The 14,973-nt window shown below is 73.4% G+C and carries 12 protein-coding genes; 3 read left to right on the top strand and 9 right to left on the bottom strand.

Features of this window, described 5'->3' with window-relative positions; genetic code table 11:
- Nucleotides 1-2 precede the first annotated feature (2 nt).
- Entirely contained in the window at nucleotides 3-1,148 is a 1,146-nt protein-coding gene (locus SVTN_RS02115) for a serine hydrolase domain-containing protein (protein WP_052498867.1), read from the top strand.
- Here the strand turns inward: SVTN_RS02115 and SVTN_RS02120 are convergent.
- The 5 genes from SVTN_RS02120 to SVTN_RS02140 all read right to left on the bottom strand — a co-directional run bounded on the left by SVTN_RS02120 (nucleotide 1,115) and on the right by SVTN_RS02140 (nucleotide 6,525).
- Nucleotides 1,115-2,500, bottom strand: a complete 1,386-nt coding sequence (locus SVTN_RS02120; protein ID WP_041127535.1) for an aldehyde dehydrogenase family protein — start codon at nucleotides 2,498-2,500, stop codon at nucleotides 1,115-1,117. The genes SVTN_RS02115 and SVTN_RS02120 overlap by 34 nt on opposite strands.
- A gap of 77 nt (nucleotides 2,501-2,577) precedes the next feature.
- Complete coding sequence (locus tag SVTN_RS02125) at nucleotides 2,578-3,486, bottom strand: dihydrodipicolinate synthase family protein (protein WP_041127536.1); 909 nt, start codon at nucleotides 3,484-3,486, stop codon at nucleotides 2,578-2,580.
- Between the two features lie 79 nt (nucleotides 3,487-3,565).
- Nucleotides 3,566-5,041, bottom strand: a complete 1,476-nt coding sequence (locus SVTN_RS02130) for an NAD(P)/FAD-dependent oxidoreductase (protein ID WP_041127537.1) — start codon at nucleotides 5,039-5,041, stop codon at nucleotides 3,566-3,568.
- The gene (locus SVTN_RS02135; RefSeq protein ID WP_041127538.1) at nucleotides 5,022-5,336 is read right to left on the bottom strand and encodes a (2Fe-2S)-binding protein; all 315 of its coding nucleotides are present in this window, start codon (nucleotides 5,334-5,336) and stop codon (nucleotides 5,022-5,024) included. Before SVTN_RS02135 ends, SVTN_RS02130 begins: the two co-directional genes overlap by 20 nt.
- 34 nt (nucleotides 5,337-5,370) lie before the next feature.
- Nucleotides 5,371-6,525: an NAD(P)/FAD-dependent oxidoreductase gene (locus tag SVTN_RS02140; protein ID WP_041127539.1), complete on the bottom strand. Its 1,155-nt coding sequence runs from the start codon at nucleotides 6,523-6,525 to the stop codon at nucleotides 5,371-5,373.
- A 132-nt stretch (nucleotides 6,526-6,657) separates the two neighbouring features.
- Between SVTN_RS02140 and SVTN_RS02145 the strand changes: the two genes are divergently transcribed.
- The gene (locus SVTN_RS02145) at nucleotides 6,658-7,920 is read left to right on the top strand and encodes an NAD(P)/FAD-dependent oxidoreductase (protein ID WP_041127540.1); all 1,263 of its coding nucleotides are present in this window, start codon (nucleotides 6,658-6,660) and stop codon (nucleotides 7,918-7,920) included.
- Between the two features lie 22 nt (nucleotides 7,921-7,942).
- On the opposite strand, the gene SVTN_RS02150 is transcribed toward SVTN_RS02145, so the two are convergent.
- From SVTN_RS02150 to SVTN_RS02160, 3 genes are all read right to left on the bottom strand, one after another.
- Complete coding sequence (locus SVTN_RS02150; RefSeq protein WP_041133455.1) at nucleotides 7,943-8,881, bottom strand: ornithine cyclodeaminase family protein; 939 nt, start codon at nucleotides 8,879-8,881, stop codon at nucleotides 7,943-7,945.
- Nucleotides 8,882-8,886: 5 nt separating this feature from the next.
- Nucleotides 8,887-9,846: a proline racemase family protein gene (locus tag SVTN_RS02155; RefSeq protein WP_041127541.1), complete on the bottom strand. Its 960-nt coding sequence runs from the start codon at nucleotides 9,844-9,846 to the stop codon at nucleotides 8,887-8,889.
- A 92-nt stretch (nucleotides 9,847-9,938) separates the two neighbouring features.
- The gene (locus tag SVTN_RS02160; RefSeq protein WP_041127542.1) at nucleotides 9,939-12,272 is read right to left on the bottom strand and encodes a collagenase; all 2,334 of its coding nucleotides are present in this window, start codon (nucleotides 12,270-12,272) and stop codon (nucleotides 9,939-9,941) included.
- Nucleotides 12,273-12,550: 278 nt separating this feature from the next.
- On the opposite strand from SVTN_RS02160, the gene SVTN_RS02165 reads away from it, so the two are divergent.
- Nucleotides 12,551-13,237 carry an esterase/lipase family protein gene (locus SVTN_RS02165; protein ID WP_041127543.1) on the top strand — a complete coding sequence of 229 codons (687 nt, stop codon included), beginning with the start codon at nucleotides 12,551-12,553 and terminating at the stop codon, nucleotides 13,235-13,237.
- A 115-nt stretch (nucleotides 13,238-13,352) separates the two neighbouring features.
- On the opposite strand, the gene SVTN_RS02170 is transcribed toward SVTN_RS02165, so the two are convergent.
- The gene (locus SVTN_RS02170) at nucleotides 13,353-14,957 is read right to left on the bottom strand and encodes an FAD-dependent oxidoreductase (RefSeq protein WP_041127544.1); all 1,605 of its coding nucleotides are present in this window, start codon (nucleotides 14,955-14,957) and stop codon (nucleotides 13,353-13,355) included.
- Nucleotides 14,958-14,973 lie beyond the last annotated feature (16 nt).

Here is a 14,973-nt window from a genome sequence, read left to right on the forward strand (position 1 = left end):
TGATGACGACACGACTGCAGGCCGCCCTGGACGACGTCCACCACGCCGGCGTGCCGGGCGTGATCGCCGCGGTACGGGACGGGGACCGGACCTGGAGCGGCGCGTCCGGGGTCGCCGATCTCGCGACCGGCCGTCCCGTCACGGCCGACATGCGGCACCGCGTCGGCAGCGTCACCAAGACCTTCACCGCGGCCGCCGTCATGCTCCAGGTCGAGCAGGGGCACATCCGGCTCGACGCACCGATCGGCGACTACCTCCCGGAGCTCGTGCCGGGCGAGCGGGGCCGGAGGATCACGGTCCGGATGCTGCTCAACAACACGAGCGGCATCCCCGACTACCTCGCCTACGCGTTCCCGTCCCTCCAGGGGTTCCCGACCCGCCTCGACGTGTCGACGCGGAGCCTGGACGACAACCGGTTCCGTACCTTCCGTCCGGCCGAGCTGATCGAGATGGGGCTCTCGGCGCCCCCGGTGGGCGAGCCCGGCGGGCCCACGGGGGTGTACTCGAACGTCAACTGGCTGCTCCTCGGCGAGCTCCTGGAGCGGGTGACCGGGATGCCGGCCGAGGAGTGCATCACCCGGAGCGTCATCGATCGTGCCGGGCTCCGGCACACCGGGTTCCCGAAGGGGACGGAGGTCGAGGGCCCGCACTCGCGGCTGTACGAGGCGTTCTACGGCCTGATCGACCCTCCGCGTGACTACAGCGTCTACGACATGTCCTGGGTGGGGGTGGCGGCCGCGCTGGTGTCGACCATGACGGACCTCAACCGCTTCTACGCCCGGCTGCTCGCCGGAGAGGTCGTCAGCCCGGCGTCCCTTGCGGAGATGCAGCGGACGATCCCGGCCACGGCCCTGGACGGGTCGCCGATCCAGTACGGGCTCGGTCTGCACAGGGTCGATCTCGGCGGCTCCACCTTCTGGGGTCACGACGGCACCGTCTGGGGATCCGGAACGATGTCGCTGACCAGCGCGGACGGCGAACGCCAGATGTCCGTGTCGGTCAACCTCATCCGCTGGAACAGGCCGGACGCCTCGGGGAGGCCGCAGCCCCACCCCATCGACGGTGCCATGAAGGCGCTGTACCAGCGGGCGCTGTGCGGCGAGGACCTAAACGGTCACGCCGAGGACCCTGCCGGCGCCACCGTGTAGGTGCGGCCCGACGTGTAGAACTCCAGGCCCGCTCGGCCCTGTTCGCGCGGCCCGTGGCTGGAGGCCTTGGAGCCGCCGAACGGCAGGTGGAAGTCGACGCCGGTGGAGGGGGCGTTGATCCGGATCATCCCGGTGTCGAGCAGGTCGAGGCCGTGCAGGGCCGTGTTCAGGTCGGCCGTGTGGACGGAGGTCACCAGGCCGTACGGGACGGAGTTGGTGATCCGGATCGCGTGGGCGAGGTCGTCGGCGGCGAGCAGGGTCGCGACGGGGCCGAAGACCTCTTCGCGCAGCAGCCGGTGCCCGGGGTCCACCTTCTCCACCAGGGTCGGGGCCGCGTACCAGCCGGGCCCGTCGAGCGCGGTGCCGGCGGCGAGCTTCGCAAGGCCCCGGCAGGCGTCGACGACCCGGTCGCGGGCGGCCTCGTGGATGAGGGGCCCGCACACGGTGGCCGGGTCGGCGGGGTCGCCGACGGGGAGGGCCCTCAGTGCTTCGGAGAGTGCCTCGCGCAGCGGGTCGAGGGCGGCGCCGACCGCGATGACGCGGCTGGTGGCGGTGCACTTCTGGCCCGCGTACCCGGCGAGGGAGGCCGCGATGTGGCCGGCCGCCTGCTCGATGTCCGCGTCGGGCAGGACGAGCGCCGCGTTCAGGCCGCCCATCTCGGCCTGCGCCGGGATGCCCCGGGCGGTCGCGGCCCTGGCCACGGCCTGGCCGACGGGGGTGGAGCCGGTGAAGGAGACGACGTCGACGGCCGAGACGAGCGCGTTGCCCTCGGTCGCGCCGCCGGGCAGGACGGTGAACACCGCCTCCGGCACCGCCTGCTGGACGATCTCGGCGAGGCGCCGGGCGCACGCGGTGGCCTCGGGGGCGGGTTTGAGGACGACCGTGTTCCCGGCCGCGAGCGCGGGGGCGGCCTTCCAGGTCGGGATGGCGAAGGGGAAGTTCCAGGGCGTGATGAGCCCGGCCACGCCGTGCGGGCGGCGCCGGGTCAGGAGCAGTCCGGTTCCGGCCGCGGTCTCGTGGACCTCTCCGGTGGGCTGGTAGGGGGCCTGGGCGTAGTAGCGCCAGATCGCGGCGGTACGGGCCACCTCGGCCCTGGCCTCGGTCAGCGGCTTGCCCACCTCGCGCACGGCGAGCTCGGCCAGTTCGCCGGCCGCGGCCTCGACGGCGGTGGCGATCGCGCCCAGGGCGGCCGAGCGGGCGGCGGCTCCGGCGAGGAGCCAGCCGGGCTGGGCGGCACGGGCCCGTTCGACGGTGTCGACGGCCGCGAAGGCGCCGGGCGCGGGGATGCGCAGGAGCACGTCGGCCGGGTCGGCCGGGTTGCGGGAGGTGAGGGTGGGAAGCGTGTCGGTCATGGGAGGAGGCCTCCGGGGAAGGGATCGTCCGGGTCGGGGAAGGGTCGGCGCCGGCGTGGGCTTCGGGCGGCCCCGCGTCAGTGGTGGCCGTCGGCCACGACCTTCTCCGTGGCGGTCCGCACCGCGGCCTCGATCGTGCCGGTGAGCGGGTGGCGCGGCGGGCGGGTGGGGCCGCCGGGGCGGCCGGCGAGGTCCATGGAGAGCTTGATGGACTGGACGAACTCCGTCTTCGAGTCCCAGCGCAGCAGGGAGTGCAGGGACTTGTACAGCGGGAGAGCGGTCGTCAGGTCGCCCGCGACGGCGGCGTGGTACAGCGCGGCGCAGCTGGCGGGGAAGGCGTTGGGGTAACCGGCGATCCACCCGACGGCGCCCGCGACGGCGAGTTCGAGGAGGACGTCGTCGGCTCCGATCAGCAGATCGAGTTCCGGGGCGAGTTCGGCGATCTCGTAGGCGCGGCGGACGTCGCCGCTGAACTCCTTCACCGCGACGATGCTGCCGTCGCCGTGCAGCCGGGCGAGGAGGTCGGGGGTGAGGTCGACCTTGGTGTCGAAGGGGTTGTTGTACGCGACGATCGGGATGCCGACGCCGGCCACCTCGGTGTAGTGGGCGCGCACGGCCGTCGCGTCGGCGCGGTACGTGTTGGGCGGCAGGAGCAGGACCGAACCGGCGCCGGCCTCGGCGGCCTGTTCGGCCCAGCGGCGGGACTCGGCGCTGCCGTACGCGGCGACACCCGGCATGACCCGTGCCCCGTCGCCCGCCGCTTCGACGGCGGTACGGACGACCTGGGCGCGCTCCGCGTCGGTGAGGGTCTGGTACTCGCCGAGGGAGCCGTTCGGGACGACGCCGTCGCAGCCGTTGGCGATCAGCCAGGCCACGTGCTCGGCGTAGGCGTCGTGGTCGACGGAGAGGTCCTCGCGGAAGGGGAGGGTGGTGGCGACCATGATGCCGCGCCAGGGGCGGTCGGTGTTCCAGGTGGTGGCGGTCATGGCGATGACCTTTCTGTAGTGTGTGACATTTTATGGAGGGGGAAAGAAGAGAGGCCCGCACGGGCCTCTCCTTCAGGCTCTAGGAAGCGTCGGGATGCGGGGCCTCGTCCAGGGCGGCAAGGGTCGAGAGCCGGACCGGTACCGCGAACGGGCGCCGCTCCGCGGGCGGTTCGGCGGTTCCGCCGCGCGCGGCGAGGCAGGCGACGGCCGTCCCGCACATCCGCCCCTGGCACCAGCCCATCCCGGCCCGGGTGAGAAGCTTGACGGTGCGCGCGTCCCGCGCGCCGAGCTCGGCGACGGCCTCGCGGACGCGCCCGGCATCGACCTCCTCGCAGCGGCACACGTCCGTGTCGTCGGTGAGCCAGTCCTGCCAGCCGGGGCCCGGGGCGTGGGCCGCGGACATCACGTCGGCGAAGGCGCGCATCCGGTCCCGGCGGCGCCGCAGTTCGGCGATCCGGCTCGCACCGGCCCGGCGGCCGAGGATCCGCGCGGTGATCGCCCGAGCGGCCAACTCGCCTTCGGTACGGGCGAGTTCCGCACCCCCCACGCCTCCGGTCTCGCCCGCCGCCCACAGGCCGGGCTCCGAGGTCTCCTGGAGGTCGTCCAGGGCGAGGCCGAGGGTGCCGTCGGGGAGCCGTCGGGTGGCGCAGCCGGCCGTCGTGGCCAGCTCGATCTGCGGGACCAGGCCGTGGCCGACGGCCAGGGCGTCGCAGGCGATCCGGCGGCCCGTGCCCGGTACGGGACGCCAGTCGGCGTCCAGGCGGGTGACGGTGACGGCCTCCACCCGGTCGGTGCCGTGCACTTCGGTGACCGCGCTGCGCAGCCGGAGCCGTACCCGGTGCCGGAGCAGTCCGGATCCGTGCAGCAGGGCTTCGGCCGCCTTTCCCGGGTTGGTCACGAGCGCCCGGGGGCTGCGGGCGTACCGCAGATAGCCGGCGGCCTCGACCACGGCCGGCACTCGTGCGCCGGCGGCGGCGAGGGAGGAGGCGACGGCGAGCAGCAGGGGGCCGCTGCCGGCCACGACGATGCGGCGGCCGGGCAGTACGAGCCCTGATTTGAGCATGGCCTGCGCTCCTCCGGCGCCCACGACGCCGGGCAGGGTCCAGCCGGGGAAGGGGAGTTGGCGTTCGTACGCGCCGGTGGCGAGCAGCAGCGCCCGGGCCCGGATCCGTACGGGCCGCTCCTCGGTTCCGTCGGCCCCGGTGACCGCGTGCACCGACCAGGTCCCGTCGCCCTCCCGCACCGTGGACCACACGTGGTGTCCGGCGAGGTGGGCGACGCCGCTTCCGGCGAGGCGTCGCCGGAGGTCGGAGAAGGCGGACCAGTCGTGGTGCAGGGCCTCGGGCCGTACGGCGCCGAGCGCGGGCGCCGGGTGCCGGTAGAACTGCCCGCCGGTCTGGGTGGAGGTGTCGAGGAGGGCGACGGAGAGGCCGAGTTCGGAGGCCGTGACGGCGCCGGAGAGTCCCGCGGAACCGGCTCCCACGACCGCCAGGTCGTACGTCTCCGGCGTCTCCGGTGTCTCCGGCGTCTCCGGCTCAGACGGCGAGGCGGTCATGGCCGTGCCCCTCCTGGGTGGTGATCGCGTCGCCGGGGCGGGCCGGGACCAGACAGGCGCGCCGGTTGGGTTCGCCGTTGACGGTGGCGAGGCAGTCGTAGCACTGGCCGATGCCGCAGAAGGCGCCGCGCGGCCGGCCGCCGTCCCGGGTGGTGCGCCAGGCCAGGATGCCGGCGCCCCAGAGGGCGGCGGCGACGGTCTGCCCCGGCAGGGCGGTGACGCGACGGCCGTCGAAGGTGATCTCGAACGGCGCTTCGGGGTGTGCGCCGACGAGGTCGGCGGGGGTGCGGGCCACGGGCCCTCCTCTCGTGACGGTGGGTGCGCGCGCCTCAGGGTGCGTCGGCGAACCGGTCGGGGCGGAACGGGTGGATGTCGAGGGGCGGTTCGGCGCCGGTCAGACAGGCCGTGACGATCTCCCCTGTCACGGGGGCGAGTCCGATGCCCGCTCCTTCGTGGCCGCAGGCGTGGAGCAGGCCGGGGACGCGCGGGTCGGGGCCGATCGCGGGCAGGTGGTCCGGCAGGTAGGGGCGGAAGCCGAGGTAGGTGCGGATGGCCCGTACGGTGCCGAGGACCGGGAACAGTGCGGTGGCCCCGGCGGCGAGCCGGCGCAGGACTTCGGTGGAGAGCGTCCGGTCGAAGCCGACCCGTTCCCGGCTGGCGCCGATCAGGACCGGCCCCGCCGGGGTGCCCTCGACGACGGCCGAGGTCTGGAGTGCGGCGGAGCCGCTGGCGACGTCGGCCACGTAGTCGGCGGCGTACACCTTGCGGCGCACGACGCGCGGGAGGGGTTCGGTGACGAGGACGAAGCCCCTGCGGGGCAGGACGGGCAGGTGTACGCCCGCGAGTTCGGCGAGGGCGCCGCCCCAGGTTCCGGCGGCGTTGACCACGGAGGGAGCGTGGATCTCGCCGGCCGTGGTCCGTACGCCGCGGATCTCTCCGGCCGTGCCGGTGAGCAGGCCGGTGACCTCCTCCCCCAGGCGCAGCCGGATCCGTTCACCGTCCGTGCGCAGCAGCCGGGCCGCCGCGTGGGCGGGCATCACCTGGGCGTCCTGAGGGTAGAGGAAGCCGCCCGCCAGGGTGGGTGCGAGGTGGGGCTCCAGGTCGTGGAGCCGGTCCGCGGGGACCTCCTGGCTGGTGACGCCCGCCTTCTCCTGGCGGGCCGCGAAGTCGCGCAGGGCGCGCATCCCGGGCTCGTCGGAGGCGACGACGAGGCCGCCCTTGGCCTCGTACTCGACCTGCGGCGGGAGAAGTTCGGCCAACTCCCGCCACAACGCGGTGGAGACGAGGGCGAGTTCGAGCTCGGGCCCCGGCTCCTTGTCGGAGACCAGGAGGTTTCCCTCGCCCGCTCCCGTCGTGCCGCCGGCGACCGGACCGCGGTCGACGACGGTGACGGAGAGGCCGGCTCGGGCGGCGTAGTGGGCGCAGGCCGCGCCGACGACGCCGGCGCCGACGACGATGACATCCGAGGTGTTTCTCGTGGGCACATCAGTAATATTTCACATGGCACTGGAGTTGCCAAGACCCGTGGCGGGCTCGATCCCTTGACAACCACTCACCTTCCTCGTCCTCATGTTCCTGACAGAAGTGTCACCACACCACGGGGGGACGATCAGCGCATGACCGAGCCTGAGAACGCGGGACACGACTACGACGTCGTCATCAGCGGGGCGAGCCTCGCCGGCAGCGCCGCGGCGATCCTGCTCGCCCGGCGCGGCGCCCGCGTCGCACTCCTGGAACGCCGCTCGCGCCCCACGGCGTACAAGACGCTGTGCACCCACTCCCTCACCGCCAACGCCACCCCGGTGCTCGAGGAACTCGGCCTCATACCCGCCCTGGAGAAAGCGGGGGCCGTGCGCAACGAGGCACGCTGGTACACCCGTTGGGGCTGGATCGAGCCGAGCGCCGCGCCGGGCCCCGCGCTGCCGTACGGCTACAACGTGCGGCGCAGCACCCTCGACCCGCTGATCAGGTGCCGGGCGGCCGAGACCCCCGGCGTCGATGTGCTCCTCGGCCACCAGGTGACCGGGCTGCTCCAGGAGGCCGGACGGACGGTGGGGGTACGCGCGAAGACGCCCGAGGGCGAGCGCGAGATCCGGGCCCGCCTGGTGGTCGGCGCCGACGGCAAGGACTCGGCCGTGGCCGAGTACGCCGGGGTGCCCACCCGGCAGCACGAGAACGCGCGCTTCGGCTATCTCGCGCACTTCCGGAACCTGCCTCTGCGCGACGGGATCAGCCACGCCTGGTTCCTGGTGCCCGACATGGCCTACGCGTTCCCGAACGACGACGGGGTGACGGTCGTCGCGGTCCTCCCGGACAAGAAGCGGCTGCCGGCCTTCCGGGAGGACCTGGAGGGCAGCTTCCTCGACATGGTCCGCGCCCTGCCCGACGCGCCGGACATCGACGCCGCCGAGCGCGTCACGAAGATCACCGGCACGGTCGACTACCCGCTCCGCACCCGCAAGCCGACCGCGCCGGGTGTGGCGCTCATCGGTGACGCCGCCCTGACCGGCGACCCCCTGTGGGGAGTGGGATGCGGGTGGGCCCTGCAGTCCGCGCAGTGGCTCGCAGAGGCGGTCGCCCCGGCCCTGACCGGTCCGGGCGACCTCGACAAGGCGCTCACGGCGTACGCGCGCCGGCACAGGCGCCGCCTGGGTGGTCACCAGTACCTGGCCGCCGACTTCGCCAAGGGACGGCCGTTCAACCCCGGGGAGCGGCTGATGTTCTCGGCGGCGGCGCGCGACGGGGGCCTGGCGCGGCACATGCACATGTTCGCGTCCCGCCTGATCGGTCCGATGCAGTTCCTGAACCCCGCGGCGGTGGCCAGGGCCGCGGTCGTCAACCTCCGGCATCGAGAGGCGTCGGCCCGGACGGGGGCGTGACCGGGCCCCTCCGAGGAATCGTTCAGGCCTCGCGGGCGGCCCGGTACAGGGCGCCCGCGACGGCGAGGTCCTCCCAGGCCATGCCCACGCTCTTGAAGAGCCGCGGACGCCCGGTGGGGACGCGGCCGTGCACCAGGTCGGCGAGGGTGCCCGCGATGTGCTCCTCGCCGATCGCCCCCTCCGCCATCGGGACGAGCAGGTCGCCGGCCTCGCGGAGTGCCGCCGCGCGCGCCTCGACGTACACCTCGGCGCGGGTCACGAGTGCGGTGTCGGTCTCCCGCGCCGCCGGCTCGTGCGAGCCGACGGCGACGACGGTGGTGCCGGGGGCCACCAGGGTGCCGTCGAAGAGCGGTTCACGGGCCGTGGTGCAGCAGACGACGAGGTCGGCCCCCGCCACGTCGCCGGGCGTGCCGGTGCGCGCGGGCACGTCGAGGGTCCGCGCGTATCCGGCGAGGGCGCGGGCGCCGATCGGGTTGCGCCCGACGACGACCACTTCGGCGAGCTGTCGGACGGCGAGGACGGCGTCCAGGTGACCGTACGCCTGGGGCCCGGTGCCGAAGAGGACGAGGCGCAGGGGCCGGTCGTCCGGCGTCAGACGGCGTACGGCGAGCGCGGAGACGGCCGGGGTGCGCAGCTCGGTGAGGGCCGCGCCGTCGAGGAGGGCGAGCGGCTGGAGGTTCGTACCGTCGAGGAGCAGGTAGGAGCCGGTGATGCGGGGTAGGCCGAGGGCCGGATTGCCGGGGGCCACGCCCGCGATCTTCACTCCGGCGTACGCGCCGAGGGCGGCGGGCATGAGGAGGAGTTCGCCGGCCGGGACGGGGACGGCGGTGCGGGGCGGGGCGGCCTCGGGGTCGAACCCGGCGCGCAGGACGCCGGCGAGGACGTCGGCCGTCGCCGCCGGGGTCAGGAGGCGGGTCGTGGTCGGGGCGTCGATGTGGAGCGGGCCGGTCCCGGCCGTCATGGTGGTCACAGGAGGAATCCCGTCCCCAGGTCGTCGTGGGGGTCGAGGACGAAGGTGTGGGTGCCGGTGCGGTACGTGGCTCCGGTGACCTCGGTGACGCCCCCGGGCAGCAGCCTGCCGGTGAACACGGTGTCCGCCACGGACTCGTGCGTGAGGGTGTCCCCGGGGGCGAGGCGCCCTTCGTCGCCGAGCAGGGCGAGCCGTGCGGAGGTGCCGGAGCCGCAGGGCGAGCGGTCGATCTGCCCGTCGGCGAAGACGGTGACGTTGCGCTGGTGCGGCCCGGTGGGGGTGTCGGGCAGCTCGTCGTACAGGATGACGCCGTACACGTCGTGCTCGGGGAACGCTGCGCGGATCTCCCGCCCGGCCCGGACGAGCGCGGGCAGGGAGGCCCGGGTGGTGTCGAGGCCGAGGGTGCGCGCGGGGACCGAGACGTAGCAGGCGCCGGAGTCGGCGAGGTCCACCTCGACGGTGCCGGACGAGGTGGTCACCGGGACCTTGCGGGCGAGGACGCGCGTCGGGACGTTGCGGAAGGTGACGCCGGTGGTGCGGCCGCCCGCACGGTGCACGGTCGCGGTGACGCGCCCCGAGGGCACGTCGATGCGGACGGGGACGTCGCCGTCGTCGGGCGCGGGGACGCGTCCGGTGTCGACGGCCCAGGCGCCGAGGGCCATCGTGCCGTGGCCGCAGGCCGTGGAGTAGCCGTCCTTGTGCCAGAACAGCACGCCGAAGTGGGCGCCGTCGTCGTCGGGCGGGACGATGAATCCGCCGTACATGCCGGAGTGTCCGCGCGGTTCCCGGACGAGGAGGCGGCGCAGCTCGTCGAGGGGGCCGAGCCGGAGTGCGAGGGCGCGGCGCTCGGCGACGGTGTCGCCGGGGATGGGCGGCAGGTCCTCGTCGACGATCCGGAAGGGCTCGCCTGCGGTGTGGTAGTCGGTGGTGTGGACCGAGTGCGGGGTGGTGCTCACGGAGTACGGCCTCCAGTCGGGGAGTTCGCGGTGCCGGGCCGGCCCCTCCCCCCGTGGAAGGACCGGCCCGGACGGTGTGCGGTGCGGTGCGGTCAGCTGCGGAGGGGGCCCTCGCAGCTGTAGCTCGACGTGCCCGCCACCTTGCTGGACCAGATCTCGATCGGTCCGAAGCTGCAGTTCATGTCGGCCAGGTTGTTCAGTGCGGCGCCCGCACGGTCGAGGATGAAGTAGTCGACCGTTTCGGACATGTCCTTGAAGTTCTGGTCGTCGCTGCTCCAGTTGGTCAGGTTCGCCGTGATGCGTCCGGTGCAGATGAAGCGCCGCTTGCCGGTGTCGCCGTTCTCGACGCAGTCCGGGTTGCTGTACGTGGCCCCGGCGAAGGCGGTCCGCACCCCCGCCACGGTGGAGTACGTGAGCTGCTCGTTCGACGTGAACGTGGTGTTGGGGACGTACAGCTGGTCGACCTTGGCGATCTGCGCGTCGAGGAAGCGGTCGTAGTCGCGCTGGAGGTTCGCGTCGGAGCCCAGCCGGTTGCGCCAGGCGTCGAACGCGGCCACGTCGTTCGCCCGCAGGTGGGTGTACATCTCGCGGAGCAGGGAGGGCTTCTCGGTCCAGAGGAACTCGAAGAACGTGCCCGCGTAGTTGTAGAAGCGGAAGCCGTCGCCGTCGTAGGTGGCGTGGAGGATCTGGTTGAGGTTCATCCGGGGGCCGCCGCCGGCGGTGTCGTTGATGATGCCGCGGACGAGGGACTTGCGGACGGCGATGCCGTTGTCGCGGGTGGCGCCGTCGAAGAACTCGGCCGTGCCCTCGTCCATGGCGGTGGTGCGGTCGCCCTGGTACCAGGGGCCCTCGCCGAAGAAGCCCGGGACGGCCCAGCGGCCGTTGAGGTAGTGGGTGTACTCGTGGCGGAAGAGCTCTTCGAGGGTCAGCGAGGAGTCCTGCGGGACGCGCCGCTGGTAGGTGTAGAAGGTGGCGCCGCGCTCGATGTAGATGCCGCCGTTGTTGGTGCCCATGCCGGTGAGGATGGGGTGGTAGTTCTCGTAGTCGGCGCGGGAGGCGTAGAGGACGATGTTCAGGGTGGTGTTGTTGTCGCCCGCGAGCGGCTGCTCGGTGCCGAGGACGCGGTGGTACTGGGCCTTGACCTGCTTGCTCGCGTAGTAGAGCTGGTCGACGGTGGCCCGGTCGAGCGCGGTGCGGACCTTGATGGCCCCGTTGTCGTAGGTGTACGTGTACGGGAAGAGCTGCTTCTCGATGTCCTCCTTGCACACGCCGTACGGCTTGCAGGCCTCGTAGAAGTTGAGCCAGGAGACGACCTTCGCCCACTGCTCGCTGCCGCGGCCGAAGGTGTCGACGACGGTGGTGAGCGAGGCGCCGAGGTCGGCGACGACGCCGTCCTTGAGGGCCGCGATCTGGCCGAAGCGGCCGTACTCGCCGAGGGCGTCACGGGCGACCCAGGCGTTGACGGTCCCCTTGAGGTGCCCGTAGCCGGCGAAGGCCCTGAAGGTCGCGCGGTAGGCCGGGTCGGCGGCGACGGCCGACTGGAAGGCGGCGTCCTGGTTGCCCGGGTAGACGCCGAGGTAGTTGACGGAGAGTCCGGCGAGCGCGGCTCCGGCCCAGGCCGGGTCGAGGTTCGTGGCGGTGTGCGCGGGGTCCATGGTGGCCAGGACCCGCTTGATCAGACCGAGTTGGTGCTGCCGCAGGCCGGGCGCGCTGGCCGCGTAGAGGGCCTCGCGGAGGGTGTTCGCGTTGGTCTTCGTGACGTCGAAGGTGCGGGCGGCGGCGCCGAAGTCGGCGACGGCCTGCCGCATCGCGTTCACGGTGGGCGCGTCGGTGATGTCGATCTCGCCGCGCGAGTAGTCGTGGTAGGCGACGGCGTGCAGGTACGTGAACATCTCCTCCAGGTGGGAGGAGTTCCGTCCGTCGTGGGCGGCGGACAGGCCGGATATGCGGCGGGCGACGGCCTGGACGTGGGCGTCGGACATCACGGGTGCGAGCCGGGCGTCCCAGGTCCATATGAGGCCGCGCAGACAGCCGTCGGCGGTGACCGCGGGATCGGCGAGGAAGTCGGCGAACTGCTCGGGGGCGAGGCCGGTGATGCCGTCGAGCGTGCAGGGGACGCCGGTGGTCGTGGTGGCGGTGCCGCTCGCGGCGAGCGTCCGCGCCTTGGCGGGGGCCGGTGCCCGGCCGGGCACCTTGCCCGCGGCGTGCCCGCCGGGGGCGGGCGCGGGGCCGAAGGTGGTGCGCGGGGCGGAACCCCGGTGCTCGACCTCGTCGAAGGGGTTGCCGCCCGGCTGCGCCTGCGGAGCCGGGGCGGTCGTGTCGTCCGTGCCCGTCGTGAAGGCGCCGGCCTGGCCGGCGGAGGCGAGGAGGGTGACGGCTGTGGCGGAGGCGAGCAGGGACGAGCGCACACGTCTGCGGAGGGACAACGGAACTCCTGCTGGTGAGGGGGGTTGGTGAGGGGATGCGTTCGCGAACTGGTCTGGTTCGCACGGCGGATGACGTTCCATCACCGGGCCGGTGCGCTGTAACATAGTAATGTGAAATTGCACTGACAAGCCCTGGGACGGCATCACTTCCCCGACGGGGCCGGCGGGCTTCTCCCCGAGAGGGTCGAAGAAGCCGCGCAGAGGGCTGTTCTTCCGCCCCTTCAACCCCCACCATGCTCGTGACTACTCGTGCGTAACTCATGTGAGGGGACAGTGTGTTGAGACTCCGTGGCCGGACGGTCGTGCCGCTGCTCGCCGTCGTCGCGTCCCTGCTCCTGGCGGCGGCGCCCGTCCGGGCCGAGGCGCCCGCGCGTACCCCCGTCGTGTTCGTCCACGGGTTCAACGCCGACCCCGGCGTCTGGGGCGGGCTTCGGGCGGACTTCAAGGCCGACGGGTACACCGACGCCGACCTGTTCTCCTTCGGCTACGACACGCACCAGTCCGTCAACGAGGTGCTGTCCGGCCGGCTCGCCGCGTACGTCGAGGACGTCAAGCGGCAGACCGGGGCGAGCCGGGTCGATCTCGTCGCCCACTCCTTCGGGAGCCTCGTCACCCGCTGGTACGTGAAGTTCGACGTCGCCGGCCGGTCCTCCGTCGCCCACTGGGTCTCCCTCGCCGGCCCCAACCACGGCACGAGCACGGCGTGGGCGTGCGCGCTGTGGGACCAGGCCTGCCGCGACATGACCCCGGGCTCCTACGTCCAGAAGAAGCTCGCGGAGGGCGACGAGACGCCCGGGGCCGTGCGCTATGCGACCTGGTGGTCGAACTGCGACGAGGTCGTCAACCCCGACAACAGCGTGCCGCTGGCCGGCGCCGTCAACAACGGCGCCGGCTGTCTCGACCACAACGAACTCCTCGGCGACGACACGGTCTCCCAGGGGGTCCGCGTCTTCCTCCGTTCCTAGGCCGCGAGCCGTTCGGTGACGGGCTCGGTGGTGACCGGTGCGTCGAAGGAGGGCTGCCGGACGCCGTCTTCCGCCTCACGGGGCGGCACGCGGCCGGCGCCGGGGCGGCGGTAGGTCAGCGCCGGGGGCGGCGGGCCGGCACGGAGCGCGCGGCGGCGAGCAGGGCCTCCCTGTCGACGATCTTGACGCGGGGGCGCCCCTGGAGCCGGCCTTCGGCGCGCTCCTCTTCGTCGATCGCCCGCCAGCCGTCGAGGCCGACGGCGCCCGGGTGTGCGCCGGAGCCGGGCGCGGCGGGGGCGGTGAGCAGTCCGGCTTCGAGGTCGTCGAGGAGTGCGGAAACCGTCTCCTGGGCGCAGGACTTGTTGGTGCCGATGAACCCGTTGGGGCCGCGTTTGATCCAGCCGGCCACGTACACGCCCGGCCGGACCCGGCCCCGGTCGTGGGGCACCGTACCGGTCGCCTCGTCGAACGGGAGGCCGGGGACGGGTCGGGCGCGGTAGCCGATCGCGCGCAGGACGAGCGACGTCTCGATGGTCTCGATGCTCCCGGCGGTCTCGGCGGCGTCGTCGGCGCGCGGTCCGGTCCGTACGACCGTCAGGCCGGTCACCCGGTCGTCGCCGAGGATGCGCACGGGGCTCGTCCGGAAGCGCAGGACGATGCGCCGCCGCCCCGGTACGGGGGTCCGGGCGGCCAGCTCGGCGAGCACCCCGGTCTTGGGGGTGGCGTCCGCGGGCACATCGGCCGGCCAGCCCTCGACGAGGACGTCGACGCCGTCGAGCGCGGCGAGGGCGAGCAGTTCCGGCAGGGTGAACGCGGCCTCGGCCGGTCCGCGGCGCCCGAGGACGACGACCTCGCGGACGCGGCTCGTACGCAGCGCGGCGAGCGCCCGGTCGGAGATGTCGGTGCGTGCCAGGGTGTCGGGGTCGGCGGTCAGGATGCGGGCCACGTCCAGGGCCACGTTGCCGTTGCCGATGACGACGGCCCGCTCGCCGTCCAGGGCGTAGCGGTCGTCGCCGTGGTCGGGGTGGCCGTTGTACCAGGCCGTGAAGTCGGTGGCGGAGACGCTGCCGGGCAGTTCCTCGCCGTCGATGCCGAGCCGCCGGTCCGTGGCCGCGCCCACGGCGTAGATCACGGCGTGGTGGTCGCGGACCAGGTCCTCGTGGTGCAGGTCGCGGCCGATCTCCGTGTTGAGCCGGTACGAGAAGCCGGGCTGGCTCTCGACGGCCCGGAAGAGCCGGGCGACCTGCTTGGTGTCCTGGTGGTCGGGCGCCACTCCCACGCGGGCGAGTCCGTACGGGGTGGGCAGCCGGTCGTGGACGGTCACGGTCACGCCCGGATGCCGGAGCAGTTCGTCGGCGGCGAAGAGCCCGGCCGGCCCGGCACCGACGACGGCGACCCGCAACTCGGTTGCGGACGTGCGGCGTTGAGGGGGCACGAGGGCCATCGGGGTGCGGTCCTCGTGCGGATGGGCGTCGTAGTAGGCGCGGTTGAGTTCGAGGAACGGCAACTCCGCTTCCGTGAGCCCGGTGTGCGGCTTGAGCGCGTCCACCGGGCAGGCCGTCGTGCAGGCGCCGCAGTCGACGCAGGTGCGGGGGTCGACGTACAGCATTTCGGTCTGCCCGAAGCCCGGTTCGCCGGGGGCGGGGTGGATGCAGTTGACCGGGCAGGCGAGGACGCAGGAGGCGTCGGCGCAGCACGACCGGGTGACGACGTAGGTCATGGTTCTCCCTTCGGGG

It is taken from the genome of Streptomyces vietnamensis (assembly GCF_000830005.1).
Classification (GTDB): Bacteria; Actinomycetota; Actinomycetes; order Streptomycetales; family Streptomycetaceae; genus Streptomyces; species Streptomyces vietnamensis.

Bases quoted from the DNA above. Each gene is read 5' to 3' on its own strand.
- SVTN_RS02115 (WP_052498867.1), top strand. From the start codon at position 3: ATGACGACACGACTGCAGGCCGCCCTGGACGACGTCCACCACGCCGGC.
- SVTN_RS02120 (WP_041127535.1), bottom strand. From the start codon at position 2,500: ATGACCGACACGCTTCCCACCCTCACCTCCCGCAACCCGGCCGACCCG.
- SVTN_RS02125 (WP_041127536.1), bottom strand. From the start codon at position 3,486: ATGACCGCCACCACCTGGAACACCGACCGCCCCTGGCGCGGCATCATG.
- SVTN_RS02130 (WP_041127537.1), bottom strand. From the start codon at position 5,041: ATGACCGCCTCGCCGTCTGAGCCGGAGACGCCGGAGACACCGGAGACG.
- SVTN_RS02145 (WP_041127540.1), top strand. From the start codon at position 6,658: ATGACCGAGCCTGAGAACGCGGGACACGACTACGACGTCGTCATCAGC.
- SVTN_RS02150 (WP_041133455.1), bottom strand. From the start codon at position 8,881: ATGACGGCCGGGACCGGCCCGCTCCACATCGACGCCCCGACCACGACC.
- SVTN_RS02170 (WP_041127544.1), bottom strand. From the start codon at position 14,957: ATGACCTACGTCGTCACCCGGTCGTGCTGCGCCGACGCCTCCTGCGTC.